Source organism: Falsochrobactrum ovis (assembly GCF_003259955.1).
GTDB classification, from domain to species: domain Bacteria; phylum Pseudomonadota; class Alphaproteobacteria; order Rhizobiales; family Rhizobiaceae; genus Brucella; species Brucella ovis_A.
Genome location: NZ_QLMK01000001.1, coordinates 354049 through 370302, shown reverse-complemented (window position 1 = coordinate 370302; position 16254 = coordinate 354049). Strand labels below are relative to the sequence as shown.

Here is a 16254-nt window from a genome sequence, read left to right as displayed (position 1 = left end):
GCAAAAATTAGTCGTAAGTCAGACTAGTGTGGCACTGTTGCTACAGACTAATTTAAGATTTTACTTATATTGAATGTGATCACAATTTGGAGGACTAACCTGAAGATCAAAGCTCTGCTTCTCTCATCAAGTGTCGCCTTAATTGCAGCTACATCTGCTCATGCGGCTGATGTCATCATTCAGGAAGAACCCGCGCCGATTGTCCTTCCGCCTGAATTTTCCTGGGAGGGTGCCTATATTGGTGGTCAGATTGGCTATGGATGGGGCAAATCCGAATTCAGCGATCCCGGTTATTATTTGCGCGTGAAGCCGGATGGTTTCCTCGGTGGTCTATATGCCGGTTATAATTTTGATGTCGGCAACAATTTCATTCTCGGTATTGATGGTGATATCACCTATAACGATCTGGAAGACAGCTATACCGGATTGAACGATTTCGACGAAGTTGCCTCGCTTGAAAGCAAGCTTCGTTGGTCTGGCGCGGTTCGCGGTCGTATCGGTTATTCCTTTGATCGCTTCCTGCCGTATATTGCTGGTGGTGTCGCATTCGGTAACATTAAGAACACCTTGTCAGTCGAAGGTCTAGGCAGCAGTTCGCACAGCAAAACTCAGACTGGTTGGACCATCGGTGGTGGTCTTGATTATGCTGCGACGGATAATGTCATATTGCGACTTGAATATCGCTATACCGACTACGGTAAGAAGGACTACTTTGATTGGGCTGGTGGGATTGAAGATAAGTTCAAAACCCATGATGTCCGGATAGGCGTCGCTTATAAATTCTAATTTATTTGCAAACGATGTTTCAAAGGCCCCGCATTTTGTGGGGCCTTTGTTGTTTTTAAACAATTTTTATCTCGAACGGTTTACACCCCTTTAAACTGCCGCATTTACCCTTCAGGCGAATAGCGTGCCTTAAAGTGCACGGACAATAATAGGTCGAATGAGCGTGACGACCGGAAAAAATATGGCAGACCTGAGCAAATATGGCTTCACGAGACGGCAGAAAACAACGTATTGAACCTTCCTTTGGCGAGATCGAAAACCCGGCAAAAAATGGGTTTCGCGTAGATGAAGAAGACCGTGTGGTGAAAGCTCAACGCAAAAGCAAGACGGTTAAAAAGAGCAAGCATCGGGGGTCCAACCGCCGCCGAACACCAAAGCGTAGAGGTTTTTTCGCGTTCATACGCAAGAGTTTTTATTGGTCTTTGGTCCTGGGGCTGTGGGGATGCATCGCCCTTGCGGGAATGCTGGTTTACTTTGCTGCTAAAATGCCGCCGACCACAGACTGGGCTATTCCTGACCGTCCTCCCAATCTTCGTATTGTTGATGTTAATGGCACGCTGATTGCAAATCGCGGAGCAACCGGCGGGCAAGCAGTAGGTTTGCATGAAATGTCGCCTTTCATCCCGCAAGCGGTGATGGCAATCGAAGACCGACGTTTTTATTCGCATTTTGGTATCGATCCGATTGGTTTGACGAGAGCTGTGCTGACAAATCTCGTAGCCGGGCGGACGGTTCAAGGGGGATCTACCCTAACGCAGCAGCTTGCAAAAAACCTGTTCCTGTCGCCAGAGAGAACGCTTGAGCGAAAGGTCCAAGAAGTGATGCTCGCCTTTTGGCTTGAGCATAAATATAGCAAAGACCAGATTTTGGAGATGTATTTGAACCGAGTTTATCTTGGTTCCGGCGCTTACGGCGTGGATGCAGCATCGCGACGTTATTTCGATAAATCGGCCAAAGATGTGAATCTGATGGAGGCCGCCACCTTGGCGGGGCTGCTAAAAGCCCCCTCACGTCTTTCGCCGGCCCGCGACCCGGAAGCCGCTGCAGCGCGCGCGCGGGTAGTTTTGCAGGCGATGAAGGAAGAAGGATTTATCGACGACCGGCAAGTTGCGATTGCGGAAAGCGAGCCGCCCACCCGCGCCTCATCCTATTGGCAAGGTTCGGAAAATTATGTCGCAGATAGCGTGGTTTCTGAATTGCGCGAACTCATTGGTGAAGTTCACGACGATATAACCGTTCAAACAACGATTGATCTCAATCTTCAAAGAGCCGCTGAAGAGGCGATACGCGACCAAATTTCTGAAAATGGTAAAAAGCTGAATGTATCGCAGGGCGCATTGGTTTCGATAGATAATACGGGCGCGGTGCGCGCTATGGTCGGGGGGTATGATTACGCACAAAGCCAGTTCAATCGGGCAACCGAGGCACAAAGGCAGCCTGCGTCGGCGTTCAAGCCATTTGTTTATCTTTCCGCGCTCGAACAGGGACGGACGCCGGATTCAGTGCGCAATGATGCGCCGGTGCGTATTGGCAAATGGACACCCAGCAACGATAGCGGAAAATATATGGGGCCGGTGACGCTGGCAACCGCGCTATCCCATTCATTGAATTCGGTCTCTGCCCAACTGGTGATGGAAGTCGGACCGCAGACGGTTATCGACACCGCCCACAGGCTTGGTGTGCACTCAAAACTCACAGCCAATGCCTCCCTGGCTCTGGGCACGTCGGAGGTTAACCTTCTTGAGCTTACCGATGCCTATGTCCCTTTTGCCAATGGGGGGTATAGCGCACCTGCCTATTTGATAACGCAAGTGACCGATGCAAATGGCCAGATTTTATATCAGAAGCGCGATGGCGTTGGGCCCAGAGTAATCGACGAGAGAAACCTTGGCATGATGAATGCAATGCTGCGCAAAACAGTTGAAGACGGTACCGCTAAACGTGCCGCTTTTGGTTGGCCTGCGGCAGGGAAAACTGGAACTAGCCAGAATTTTCGTGATGCTGTTTTTGTTGGTTACACGGCCAACCTTACAACGGGTGTATGGTTTGGCAATGATGACGGAAAGGCGATGAAGCGGGTCTTTGGATCGGGGCTACCGGTTACCGCATGGAGGGCGTTCATGAAAGAGGCCCATAAGGGAATACCGGTCGTCGATCTGCCCGGCCATTATGAGATCCAGAACATTTTGCCCGGCGGGAGCGATGGGCTTGATCCAAACGCACCTTATGATCCCGCGCTCATGTCTCAACAAGGCTACGGAAACCAGCCCATAGAAGGCACAGGCGATGATGGCTATTGGCCACCGGCACCGGATTCACCGGTCACAAACCGCATCCAGCGCCAAGGTCTCCCCGCCAATCATCCGGCCGGGACCGATGATTATCGTCCGACACTACCCGCTGGCGTTGGCGAGCAACAACAGCAAAAACCTACTACACTGCTTGATATTATCTTGGGTAATTCGCAATAGAAGCGCCATTGCGGGCCTGTGGGATGGCAAGTGAGGAAACCACTCGAATTCCTGCTCCGCTTGGTCTATGCAGGATTGGAGAGAGAGGTTGCCATGTCTAATATTTCACAGAATGTTTCCCACACCGCAGCTTCCACACCTGACGTTGAGCGCAAAACACTTGTATTGACAGGCGCAAGCCGCGGTATTGGCCATGCGACGGTCAAACGATTTTCCCAAGCAGGCTGGCGAGTAATCACTTGTTCTCGCCAGGATTTTGCAGAAAATTGCCCATGGCCCGCTGGCCCTGAAGATCACGTGAAGGTCGATCTTTCGGATCCGGAAGACATCGGCAAAGCCATCGCGGAAATTCGTCGCCGATTAGAGGCCAATGGAAGCAAGCTTCATGCATTGGTCAATAATGCCGGGATTTCACCCAAAGCCGAAGGTGGGCGACGCCTTAATTCCATTGAAACACCCATGGCGACATGGCGTGATGTTTTTCAAGTAAACTTCATGGCGCCTATTATGTTGGCGCGCGGACTATTCAAGGAACTTGAAGGGGCGCAAGGGTCTGTGGTCAATGTCACCTCGATTGCTGGTAGCCGGGTTCACCCATTTGCTGGCACCGCCTATGCCACATCTAAGGCCGCTCTGGCGGCTTTGACTCGGGAAATGGCGTCTGATTTCGGCCCGCATGGCATTCGCGTCAATGCCATAGCGCCCGGTGAAATCGACACCGCTATTCTTTCGCCGGGAACTGACAAGCTGGTTGAGCAACTGCCCTTGAGACGATTAGGCCACACATCAGAAGTTGCCGAAACCATCTACTTTCTGTGCAGCGAAGCATCGTCTTATGTGACCGGCTCGGAAATTCATATCAATGGCGGCCAACACGTCTAAAATCTAAACAATGGGGGAAAAATGATACTTTGTTGCGGTGAAGCCTTGATTGACATGCTGCCGCGCGAAAGCGTGGACGGGGAAGCTGCCTTTGTTCCCTTTGCTGGTGGCTCGGTTTTCAATACGTCCATCGCATTGGGACGGCTGGGCGTTCCCACTGGATTTTTCTCGGGGCTGTCGTCAGACTTTTTGGGCGAAATACTTCGCCAGAATCTGCAAAGATCAAATGTCGATTTTTCCTTTGCGGCCATATCAGATCGCCCAACCACGCTGGCTTTCGTGCGGCTGGTGGATGGGCAGGCGCGCTACGCATTTTATGATGAAAATACGGCGGGGCGTATGCTTTCTGAAGATGATATTCCGGAGTTAGATGACACCATCCAAGCCATGCTTTTTGGGTGTATCAGCCTGATCTCTGAGCCATGTGGCCATATTTACGAGACATTGATGATGCGGGAAGCGTCGAAGCGCGTAATGTTTCTCGATCCGAACATCAGAGCCAGCTTTATCACAGATCGCGAAAAACACCTCGCCCGTATGGAGCGTATGATTGCGCTTTCTGATATTATCAAGCTTTCCGATGAGGATCTTGATTGGTTTTCCGAAACCGGCAACCATGAAGAAATTGTTCGCCAGTGGCTAACGCTTGGCCCGAAGCTCATCGTCGTCACAAAAGGCGCCCATGGCGCTGATGCCTATACGAAACGCGGGAAGATTTCCGTTCCCGGGGTAAAGGTTGAAGTGGTGGATACGGTCGGCGCTGGTGACACAGTCAATGCTGGCATATTGGCTAGTTTACATAAACAAGGTGTGCTGTCCAAAATGGCCATTGCTGAGTTGAGCGACGAGCATATTCATTCGGCTGTGGCGCTGGGCATGCGGGCCGCTGCCGTGACTGTATCTCGTGCCGGTGCCAATCCTCCGTGGCTGACGGAAATGTGCGATTGATTGCAAGGCAAGGCTTGACGTCCTCAGCGTGACGCCTCTTTATTAGTGGGTGTTAAATTACAAACAGGCGAAGGACAAATCATTGGACGTCTTGCGCATTGCAGCTTTCTCGAAAGGCAATCAGGGCGGAAATCCTGCCGGAGTATTGATTTCACAGCAGCTACCCACAGCCGAAGAAATGCAGCGCATCGCGGCTCAAGTCGGCTTTTCTGAAACGGTTTTTGCGATGCCCGATGGTGAGAGTTGGCGCGTGCGCTATTTTGCACCAGAAACAGAAGTTGCGTTTTGCGGACATGCAACAATAGCACTGGGTGCAGCCCTCGCCATGCGCGAGGGAGATGGTCGCTTCGTATTAAAACTTAATCACGGAGCCATAGAGGTGACCGGGCGCAAAGAGGGAGAGCTTTTTGCTGCTAGCCTTCTGTCGCCGCCAACGCGTAACCGTGCTGCCACAAAAGTGGAAGTTGAGCAGGCGCTCAATCTGTTTAATTATGAATTGGAAGATTTGACACCAAGCATCAGACCAGCGTTAATTCATGCTGGCGCGGATCACATTGTTTTGCCATTGCGCTCGCGCGAAAAACTGGCGGCGATGCATTATGATCTCTCACGCGGTCGAGTTTTGATGAACCGTCAGGGGTGGACAACTATTCTGCTGATTTACGCAGAAACACCACGGCGCTTTCATAGTCGCAATCCGTTTGCCGCAGGCGGCATCTATGAAGACCCGGCAACGGGAGCTGCGACAGCCGCTTTTGCAGCCTATTTGCGCGATATTGGCTGGCCACATGAAGGTGCCATCGAAGTGTTTCAGGGCGAAGATATGGGCATGCCATCGCATTTAAATGCACAGATTGGCACCATACGGGGCGAGGCCATTCGCGTTTGGGGTACTGCGCGGCTGGTGGAATAGCCGCGCCGTTTCTTACACGTTAACGTGTTTTTCCACCCGGGCTTCGTTGCCGAAGAATTTCAAATATCGTTCGACCTCTTTGGGATCGCCAGTGGCCTTTTGTGGATTGTCGGAAAGCTTAACTGCTGGCCTTCCGTTGGCCTCGGTTACTTTGCAGACAAGTGAAATCGCTTTCAGCCCTTGGATCGTTTTAGGAGCACATCCAGCAAAATCATTGGTCAGGTTTGTTCCCCAACCAAAACTCATTCGGACACGGCCTTCAAAGTGCCGGTAAGTTTCTTCAATCGTATCCACATCCAGGGCATCGGAGAATATAAGAAGCTTCTCACGCGGGTCTTTGCCTTTCGATTTCCACCATTTGATAATCCGCTCGCCGCCCTCGATCGGCGGAGCGCTATCGGGGCGAAAACCGGTCCAGTCAGCGACCCAGTCGGGCGCATTGCGCAGGAATGCAGCCGTCCCGAAAGCATCAGGAAGCACAATCAACAAATTGCCACCATAATAGCGGTTCCAATCCTGCAATACGCGATAGGGTGCGTTTCTTAACTCCTCATCGGTTTGTGCAAGGGCTGCAAGCACCATAGGAAGTTCGTGCGCATTGGTGCCCAGCGCCTCAAGATCGGTATCCATTGCCAGCAAGACATTCGAAGTGCCGGTAAGAGCCGAACCAATGCCTTCCTTGAGCGCCTCCACACACCAGCGCTGCCACAAAAAAGAATGACGGCGGCGGGTGCCGAAATCAGAGATTTTAAGATCTGGCAATTGGCGCAAACGCTCGACCTTGCTCCACATCTTCGCTTTGGCGCGTGCATAAAGCACATCGAGCGAAAAAGGCCCAAGATTTTTCATAGCCGCCCGCGAGCGTAACTCATTGATAATGGCGAGTGCGGGAATTTCCCACATGGTGGTGTGTGACCATGGTCCGTAAAAATGAAGTTCATATTGGCCGTCATGACGGCGTAACTCATATTCAGGAAGCTGAAAATCATGCAGCCAATTTAGAAATTCGGGCTGGAAAATCTGCTTGCGTCCGTAAAAGCTATTACCAGCAAGCCAGATCATTTCCTTCTTTGAAAAGCGCAATGTGCGCGCATGATCAAGCTGAGCGCGCAACTCGGCCTCGTCGATTTCGTCGGCAAGCCGGACGGATGTTGTGCGATTGATGAGCGAAAAAGTTGCATTGACCTTAGGATAAAGTCCCCAAACCATTTGCAGCATAAGCAGCTTGTAAAAGTCTGTATCCAGAAGGCTGCGCACAATTGGATCAAGCTTCCAAGTGTGGTTGTACACGCGTCGCGCAATATCAGTCCTGGCCATAACGGCCTCCAATCCAAAAATAATTGCAGCGCTTCATTTAGAAGAAACTACAAAAAAGGCGGGTTATGACCCGCCTTTTTAAAGGGTTCATGAGTTTTTGGGAAGCACCATGACGATTTCATGTTCGCCCTCGGTGTGAATGGGCACACCCTCGTCAAGTTTTTCGAGCTTGCGGCCATCCAAAACTATGGATTTTGCTTGCGCACCGGTCTCAACCTTAATGTGGTACAGAGCATCACCAAATCGCAAACTGGCTTCAAAGCCATCCCAATGCGGCGGCAATGCCGGATCCAAATGCAGTCGATCGCCACGGCGGGTGATCCCAAGAATCCCCTCTGTTGCAACGCGGTAGAACCAGCCTGCAGAACCTGTATACCAGGTCCATCCGCCCTGCCCGCGGCGCGGCTCAACCGAATAGATATCGGCTGCCATCACATAAGGCTCGACGCGATAAATATCAGGATTGCGCCCATGGCTGACGGGACTGATTAGCGAGAATAAACGCCAAGCTTCGGCTGTTCTCCCCATGCGGGCCAATGCCAGTATGGCCCAGGTTGCGCCATGCGTATATTGGCCGCCATTCTCCCGCACTCCAGCCGGATAGCCCTTAATATAACCGGGCTCTTGCTCGGTTTTATCAAATGGCGGGGTGAAGAGGCGTAGCAATTCCCCTTCCTCATCCAGAAGGCGATTTTCGAGCGATGCCATCGCCTGTTCGGCGCGAGCTGGATCAGCAACCCCGGAAAGCACACTCCAAGATTGGGCAATTGCGTCAATCTGGCATTCGTCACTGTCCTTTGAACCCAGTGGCGCGCCATTGTCATAGAAGCCTCGGCGGTACCATTCCCCATCCCATCCATCGCGATTGAGCGCTTCGCGCAAGCTTTCCACATGGGACTGCCAACGCTCGACCCGCTCCAAATCATTGCGAGACTGGGCGATGGGAATAAACTGCTTGAGCGTGTAGGCTAAGAACCAACCAAGCCATACGCTCTCGCCCTCACCCTTCACGCCAACGAGATTCATGCCATCATTCCAGTCGCCGCCCAAAATCAGCGGAAGCCCGTGCTTTCCGGTGCGTGTGATGGCAAGATCAAGCGCAATTGCGCAATGCTCATAAAGGCTGGCTGTATCCTTTGAGGTTTGCGGCTCGTAAAAGGCGTCGTGTTCTCCTTCTTCCAACTTGCGCCCCTCAAGGAAGGGCAGTTCTTCATCCAAGATGGAGACGTCACCGGTCGTTTTGACATAGAGCGATGTGCCATAGCCCAACCACACGACGTCATCGGAAATCAGTGTTCGAACTCCGGCACCGGTTGCCGGTAGCCACCAATGTTGCACATCCCCTTCCGGGAATTGGCGCGAAGCCGCATTCAGAATCTGGGCGCGTGCAAGTGAAGGCTCAAGCAAAAGAAGCGAAAGCGTATCTTGCAGTTGATCCCGGAAACCATAAGCGCCACTGGCCTGATAAAATGCGGCACGAGCCCATATTCGACATGCCAATGCCTGGTATGGCAACCAGCTATTGACCATGAGATCGAAGGCTGGATCAGGGGTTTTTACCTGAACCTTACTGAAATAACGATCCCATTGCTGTTTGGTTGCGGCCAGCTTGTCAGCGAAAATGGCAGCGCGGGCTTCAGAAACCAGCGATTTGGCTTCAGATTGGTCGGCAGCATTACCGAGCAAGAAAATGATTTCGCGCGTTTCGCCCGGACCAACATCGATATCGAAGGCGAGAGCGGCACACGGGTCGCGCCCAGCTTCTACCGTGTTGGAAAGCGCTTTCCCCTGCAAAACCACTTCCGGACGATCGACTGAGCCGGTGGTTCCAATAAACTCGCTCCGATCTGCGGTAATCGATTGCGGCTTTTCATTGGCTGCAAAGAACGCCACCTGCCCTGATTTTTCCGGATGGTAAGGGTTCGTGGCGAAAATCGCTCCCTGTTCCTCGTCATGCGAGGGAACGATGAAAGGCGCATTTTTATACCGAGAATTGCCCAGCACCCATTCCACATAACCGTAAACACGGAGCTGGCGAGTTGCATCGCCATGATTGGTGATTGTGAGACGCGAAAAGCGCACTGGCTTTTGCGTATCCACAATATGGGTTAAATCCAGGGCCAATCCGCCATGTGATGAAGTGAAGGTCGAATAGCCGTGGCTATGCCGCGCTTCATAAGTGACCTTTTGATCACGCACAACATTGGCGGTCGGTGCAAAACTATGTCCGGTCTCACGATCAAAAATATAGATCGCTTCGCCGGGTCGGTTGGTTACCGGATCATTAGACCATGGGGTCAGCTGATAATCGCGGCTATTGCCAGCCCAGCTAAAGGCTGAGCCTTCCCCGGAAATGTGGAAACCAAATGTCGGATTGGCGATCACATTGATCCATGGGTGAGGTGTGGTCGTGTTTCCGTTAACCCGGATCACATAACTGCCATCCTCGGCAAAGCCCCCGTAACCATTCCAGAAGCTCAGATCATCTCCGCGTGGTGCGGGCAATGCCTGCGGGCTCGTTTGTCCAGCGAGGATAATGTCTTCTGCATTCTTGCTGGCAGCAGCAGGTAGACGGCCTGCACCACTGAGCACAGATGTTTGCTCGTCGGCGTTACTGCGTGCATCGCTGCGCGCTGCAAGATCCACGGTGAATTCCTCGCTGCGGCGCAATTGTTCAGAGAGGGAACCGTTCTGGGCGTGCATGACAATGCGTGCAGAAGCAAGCAAAGTGTCATAAGTTTCGTCGCTCATCTGGTCGCGCCGCACGGCAAATATATGGCCGCCGCCTCGGGCGCGGAACCCTTCCACAATCCACTCAATGGCGCGTTGTGTATCCTGAACATAGGAGAAAGCCCGTTCGTTCAAGACCACAACATCAACCGTCAGACCCTTGCTGCGCCAATATTCCTGCGCACGTAACAAGCTTCGCAATACATTCAGATCGGCTTCATTATCGATGCGCAATACGAAGATTGGATAGTCGCCGGAAATCGAAAGCGGCCATAGATCCGATTGCTTACCCAAGCCACTTGCGATCATTTCAGGCGGCTTGCGCAATGTGCGTTCTGGATAAAGCAGATAGGTGGCTATTTTCTGATAATCGGCAGCTTCGGCAGGCTTGATGCCGATGTGATAAAGCTGGACCTGAGAACTCGTCCAGGAGAGCGAATATTCCCGGGCAAATGTTTCAGGGTGACGATGGGTAGCAACCGCATGTTCTACAGCATCACGGCTGCCACCTGCGAAAGTCCAAAATACCAAGCTGACCTTTTTATGCGCTGGAACGCGCACCCGGGTACGGATCGAGGCGATCGGATCCAGTACGCATCCTTGGCTGCCGGTAAAACTTGCACCTTCATCAAATGCAGCCGGATTGCGCAGCGAACGTCCGCGCCCGATAAAGGCCCGGCGGTCCGTCTCGATCTGTGTTTCACGAACGGCACCGGATAAATCAGCCACAAGATGCGCTACATGAATGTCTGGATCAGACGGCGCCCGTTTGCGACGCTTGGCGTAAATGGTCGTCCCATCATCCGCGATTTGCGTTTCTACGAACATTTTTGCGAATGCCGGATGGGCCGCGTCCGTATCGGTATCGGTTAGTACCAATTCTGCATAAGAAGTGACCTCGATTAAACGGTCATAGGCACTGGTGTTGATAATATCCAGTCTACGGCCTTCGCCATCGACCTCGGATGCAACAATCACCTCCATGACTGTCTTAATGTCACCGGCGGTTTTATAAAACTCCGCCTTATCCTCGGTGAAAACGGTTTTGGTTTCTTCATCCGGGTTGCGGACCGGCTCACCGGTGGCAGACCACCAATAACCGCTTTCCATATCTCGCAAGAACAGGAATGTGCCTTGCAAATCCTCCGACGCGTCCGCATGGAACCGGGTAATATCCCAATTGTGCCAACGGCTATAGCCCGAGCCATTAGCGGTAACCATCAACGAATATTGCCCGTTAGACATCATATGCGTGGTACGTGGGGCTTTGAATGGCACATCGATAATGCGCATCGGCGCATCATCAAAGCCGCCTGAATCCACCCGCATTGGATTCTCTGTTTTCGCATAGACCATCGGGATTTCCCGAGGTGCTTTTTCTTGCAATAACAGCTCCGCCGCCTCGATCACCGGATCGGCATGGAAGCGCTCACGCATGCGGCCTTCAAAGATGACATTGTTAACCGCAATGATCGCCATACCATGGTGGTGGGCATAATAGTTTTTCACTACTGCATAGGATTCGCCTTCACGCACACGCGAAGGTGTGAAATCTACGGAATCGTGAAAGCCGTAACGGCCAAGCGCTCCGAGTTCTTCCAGACGCTTGAGATTGGCCACGGCTGCTGCTGGCTGATATTGCGCAGCCAACAAACTCGCATAAGGTGCAATGACCGCATTGCGTGACAGACCACGCTGAAGCCCGAGATTAGGCACCCCGAAATTGGAATATTGGTAATTCATATGCGCATCTCGCGCATTGAATGCCGCTTCCGATATGCCCCAGGGCAGACCTCGGGATGTCGCATAATCAATTTGGCGCTGGACGATCAACTTGTTGGTCTGATCCAGCAAGGAGCCCAACGGTTCCGACATGACCAGCGGAGGCATCAAATATTCAAACATTGAGCCAGACCAGGACAGCAACGCGCCTTTCCAGCCGACCGGAACAAGAAGACGGCCTAATTTGAACCAATGTTCAACAGGCACGTCGCCCTTGGCAATTGCGAAAAGGCTTGCCAAACGCGCTTCAGAAGCGAGCAAATCATAGCAGCTTTCATCAAGCTCGTTTTCCTGTACGCGGAAACCAATCGACAGGAGACGCCGTTCTTTCCGCTCAAGAAAACCAAATTGCATGTCAAATGCCAGTTGGCGCGAGCGTGATGCCAAATTGCGCAACCTGTCGCGCAGTGCATCGGTATTATGCTCGCCCATCGCATCATCAGTATGCGCTTTACAGGTCTCAACAAGCATATGGGTCCATTCCAACGCTTGCGCACTTTCGGGAGTGTTGACCTCAGCGTCAAGCTCGCTCATCAGCCGCACAATGTCGGACGCAAAGAGCGATAAATTAATGGTTCGGAATGACGCGGTTTCTGGCTCTTCTTTGATTGTCCGCACAGCACGGCGGAAATTCGCGGTGCGCTCCTCCAGCCGCCGCCTTAACGGGCGCAAAATCCGTCGATCGTCGGGTATTTGCGCAATCGACTGCTCAACGATGTCGTTGACATCCAATATTCCGTCAAGATCGCCTTGGATATAAACGGACGGCGCTTCCGCCCATTCCTCCAGCGCTGACGATAGAGTGACCAGATGACCGGCGAGATTGCCACTATCGACGGCGGAAACGTAGAGCGGCGACATAGGCGCCAATGTATGCGTTTCGTACCAATTATAGAGATGGCCCTGATATTTCTCCATCTTTTCAAGGGTTGTGATGGTTGCCTCAACCCGGTCGATTGTCTCATCAAAGCCGATCCAGCCAAAATCGCGCGCGGCGATTACCGACAGAAGATAAACGCCAATATTGGTCGGCGACGTGCGCTGAGCGACCATTGGTGCAGGGTCTTCCTGAAAATTATCCGGCGGCAGATGGTTATTTTCAGCATTGGTGAATTCGGCGAAATAACGCCAGGTCCGGCGTGCGTAGCGACGAAGAGCAACCTTGTCACAGTTGAGAACCTCAAGCGCATCTTGGGGTTTGGCCGAACGACTGACCAGCCAGGCGATAAACGGCGAAGCTGCCCAGATCACTGCAAATGACGCGGCAATCAGCGCGGCTGTGTTGTTAGTGGCAAGCGGCGCGAGAATAGCGATTGCGGCGACGACTGTGACCGGCCACATCGACTGATAATAATAAAGAAGCGTATCGGGCGAAGATTTCGCTTGCGCTGCGGTGCGCCACTCCAACAAATTCCGTCGCGAAATGAACAAGCGGTAAAGCGTGCGCAGAATAGCGTCCGCCATCAAATAGGCCGAATGGGCAATAAAAGTGGTGCGCAGCGCCACATCTGCCGTACCCAGAGCAATATCGGTGAGCACCGATTGCACATGGCCTTTGAGCGAATAATCCATGCTAACGGGCAAAAGATTTGTCACTATGCCAAATGTCGGCGCAACGAACATGCTGAAAATCAGGAATGCCTGCCAGATTGCTGCAGGCCCCAGTGGCAGCACCGTCCAGCCGATAATAGCTGCAAGTAGCCAGAATATTGGATTAAGCGAACGGCGTAGATTGTCGACCATCTTCCAGCGCGTGACCGCATTTACTCCGCTATCGCGAGAAAAGAGCCACGGTAAAAGCTGCCAATCGCCACGCGCCCAGCGGTGATGGCGAGACACATCGACATTGTAGCCAGTCGGATAGTCCTCAACCACTTCTACATCGCTTACGAGCGCTGCTCGCGCATAGCCGCCTTCCAAAAGGTCATGGCTGAGCAATGTGTTTTCAGGAACTTTATTTTTCAGCGCCGCTTCAAAAGCATCAATGTCATAGAGCCCCTTGCCGGTGAATGTACCTTCACCCAACAAGTCTTGATAGGAATCAGAGACCGCAAAAACATAAGGATCTATTCCGCGATTGACCGAAAATACCCGCTGAAGGAAGGAAGCTTCATCGCCTGTTGTCAGCGACGGCGTCACACGCGGCTGAAGAATTCCATAACCGCGCGTGATACGCCCGGTTTGGGGATCAAATACCGGACGATTAAGTGGATGGCTGAGCTTGCCCACCAGATTTGTAACAGCTTCCGGGGTTAGACGGGTGTCGGCATCAAGGGTCATGACATATTTGACATCCTTGGGAAGCCGAGGATCTGCCGGGAAGAAGCTTGTATCCTGATCGCCCCGCAAAAGAAGGTTTAGCTCATGCAGCTTGCCGCGCTTGCGCTCCCACCCCATCCAGCAGCCTTGCTTCTCATTATAAAGACGGCGACGGTGAAGCAGGAAAAAACGCGGCTGTTCATCGCGGGTGTAATGTTCGTTGAGTTTGGCAATTTCCTCGCGCGCATAATCAAGGATTTCAATGTCTGCAGAAGTAACTTCTTCCTGCGCATCTAACCAATCGCTAACAAGAGCGAAATAAATCTCACCGCGTGGGTTGGTTAGATAATGGACTTCAAGATTGCGAACCTGTTCATCAACAGAATCGCGCGAAGTTATCAGTGTTGGCACTGCAACCAATGTGCGCGCTTCGGCCGGTAGCCCGTCCTTATATTCAAAGCCGATTAGACGCGTCGGTTGGACAAACCACGGAACGAGGGCGTTGAACAAGGAATAGGACGCATCCATTGCCGGGAACAGCGCCAAAAGCGTGAAAAGCAAGCGCAAATCCGGCGAAAGTCCGCCACGGACCATACAATAATTCACCAAAAGAAGAATTAGAATGGTGAAAATTGCGGTCGGAATGAAAAAGCCCCAAAGGCCAAGACCGCGGTAAAAGCGCAGCGCTTTCACACCGAACGGGGCTCGAAATCCACAGGCTTTCTCAAGATCTAGGCGGCCATCACCAGACAAATAATAGGCGATTGATCCGCTATCTTGTTTACCTTCGGAAAGGCGTGTTTCACCACGTTGTTTTGCAAGCTTTAGCGCCATCCAAGTGACATCGATCTCGCTCATATCCGAATGTCGGGCAAGCTTTTCGATCGTGACGCGATAAGCGTTGCGTGAACGGAAATCCAACAGTTCGAAATCGCTGTGCTCGCGCAGAATTGCGTCCACCTGATTGACGGTCTCGAACCAAGTTTCCCAGTCAACATCATCAATGGTTTTCAGGCTTCGGATGGCGTTGCCCATGGTCACGCCGCCGGTGGATTGGCGCGCATGTTCATCGACTATCGCATCTTCCGGATTGCTACCTTCTTTCTCGAGAATTCGCTCAAGCCAGCTTGCAGCGGCGGAAGTATCGGTGGATGCACCGCGCAAGCGATAGAGAAGATGGGTTGCAAAAGTGCTATCGTGGGCAGCTTGCACATATCTTGAAAGAAGCGCTTCAAGTTCCTGCTCATTAGCCGTGAGCACAATGCGGTCGGCGACCGTATTGGCAAGGATGCGCATATTGCGTGCGCGATCAACGCGAAGCGCAACCCGGCGCGCATTTTCGATCAGAAAATAGCGTACTGCCGCCGGCAGAGCCCAAAGCTCACCAATTTTGAGAGGCTCGACAGTTTGAAACCCCTCCACCATTGCAGTGAGCGATTTGAGAGAAAAATTGCTGTCAGTATGCGCAACATAAAGCCATGCGAGCGCAAAAATGCGCGGCATTTCTGCAATAGCCTTATAGGGAGGCAGTTGCTGAATAAACCGGCGGGGCAAATCGCGCCGGGTCTGCTGAACAGTTTTATCTATCTCATAATGATTGTCGAGCAACCATTGCGCAGCTGGAGTTATGGTTTCTCCTGCACGGGATGCCGCATCAGCAGCACGATAGACATGAAGAATGAACTTGCCATTTTCCGAAAGACGGTTATCGAATTCGAACGCTTGATAGCCTGGAAGACTAATTACTTCACCCCGAGCTACAGCGGCTGCAAGCTCCCGCAACTCATCTTCAGATTTATAATGTGAACGGATGGGTGATGGTTGCTCAGGCGGAATGTGATCCGAGGTTTTGTGGTCAACAAAGGATGAATTGGACGGCGAAGACGACAATTCCGGCATGTGCCCTAACAGCCTTTCCAAATAAATTACAGTGATAATTGAACCCAACGAAAGCTTATCCGAGAGTCCACATCATCATGGTTTCCCAGAATACTAAGCCTTTTGGTCAGATTGCGGCAAAGATTGTGGTGGCATTCAAATCGGTTGAACTGCAACGCACAATTTTTTCCTAATATTAATCTCATGTTATTCCCGCCTCTTTAGAACCAGGTCTAACACATTGAATATAGGGCTATATTATAGGAAAGCAAATCGCTCAGCCCTATT

7 protein-coding genes are annotated in these 16254 nt (G+C 52.0%); 5 read left to right on the top strand and 2 right to left on the bottom strand.

What is annotated here, in order from left to right:
- The first annotated feature begins 99 nt into the window (after positions 1 to 99).
- The 5 genes from C7374_RS01715 to C7374_RS01695 all read left to right on the top strand — a co-directional run bounded on the left by C7374_RS01715 (position 100) and on the right by C7374_RS01695 (position 6000).
- On the top strand, positions 100 to 786 hold the full coding sequence (locus C7374_RS01715; RefSeq protein ID WP_111574246.1) for an outer membrane protein: 687 nt from the start codon (positions 100 to 102) through the stop codon (positions 784 to 786).
- Between the two features lie 200 nt (positions 787 to 986).
- The gene (locus C7374_RS01710) at positions 987 to 3257 is read left to right on the top strand and encodes a transglycosylase domain-containing protein (RefSeq protein ID WP_111573872.1); all 2271 of its coding nucleotides are present in this window, start codon (positions 987 to 989) and stop codon (positions 3255 to 3257) included.
- A gap of 93 nt (positions 3258 to 3350) precedes the next feature.
- The gene (locus C7374_RS01705) at positions 3351 to 4139 is read left to right on the top strand and encodes an SDR family NAD(P)-dependent oxidoreductase (protein WP_111573871.1); all 789 of its coding nucleotides are present in this window, start codon (positions 3351 to 3353) and stop codon (positions 4137 to 4139) included.
- Between the two features lie 21 nt (positions 4140 to 4160).
- Positions 4161 to 5087 (top strand): carbohydrate kinase family protein, encoded by a 927-nt coding sequence (locus tag C7374_RS01700; RefSeq protein WP_111573870.1) that lies wholly within the window; start codon positions 4161 to 4163, stop codon positions 5085 to 5087.
- Positions 5088 to 5169: 82 nt separating this feature from the next.
- Positions 5170 to 6000: a PhzF family phenazine biosynthesis protein gene (locus C7374_RS01695; protein ID WP_111573869.1), complete on the top strand. Its 831-nt coding sequence runs from the start codon at positions 5170 to 5172 to the stop codon at positions 5998 to 6000.
- Positions 6001 to 6012: 12 nt separating this feature from the next.
- Here C7374_RS01695 and pncB read toward each other — a convergent pair whose 3' ends face one another.
- Both pncB and C7374_RS01685 read right to left on the bottom strand, forming a co-directional pair.
- Entirely contained in the window at positions 6013 to 7317 is a 1305-nt protein-coding gene (gene pncB / locus C7374_RS01690) for a nicotinate phosphoribosyltransferase (protein WP_111573868.1), read from the bottom strand.
- 87 nt (positions 7318 to 7404) lie between these two features.
- Entirely contained in the window at positions 7405 to 15987 is an 8583-nt protein-coding gene (locus C7374_RS01685) for a glycoside hydrolase family 94 protein (protein ID WP_111573867.1), read from the bottom strand.
- Between the last annotated feature and the right edge of the window lie 267 nt (positions 15988 to 16254).

Excerpts from the sequence above, each read along its gene's own strand:
- C7374_RS01710 (WP_111573872.1), top strand. The coding sequence starts at position 987 with ATGGCTTCACGAGACGGCAGAAAACAACGTATTGAACCTTCCTTTGGC.
- C7374_RS01700 (WP_111573870.1), top strand. The coding sequence starts at position 4,161 with ATGATACTTTGTTGCGGTGAAGCCTTGATTGACATGCTGCCGCGCGAA.
- pncB (WP_111573868.1), bottom strand. The coding sequence starts at position 7,317 with ATGGCCAGGACTGATATTGCGCGACGCGTGTACAACCACACTTGGAAG.
- C7374_RS01685 (WP_111573867.1), bottom strand. The coding sequence starts at position 15,987 with ATGCCGGAATTGTCGTCTTCGCCGTCCAATTCATCCTTTGTTGACCAC.
- C7374_RS01705 (WP_111573871.1), top strand. The coding sequence starts at position 3,351 with ATGTCTAATATTTCACAGAATGTTTCCCACACCGCAGCTTCCACACCT.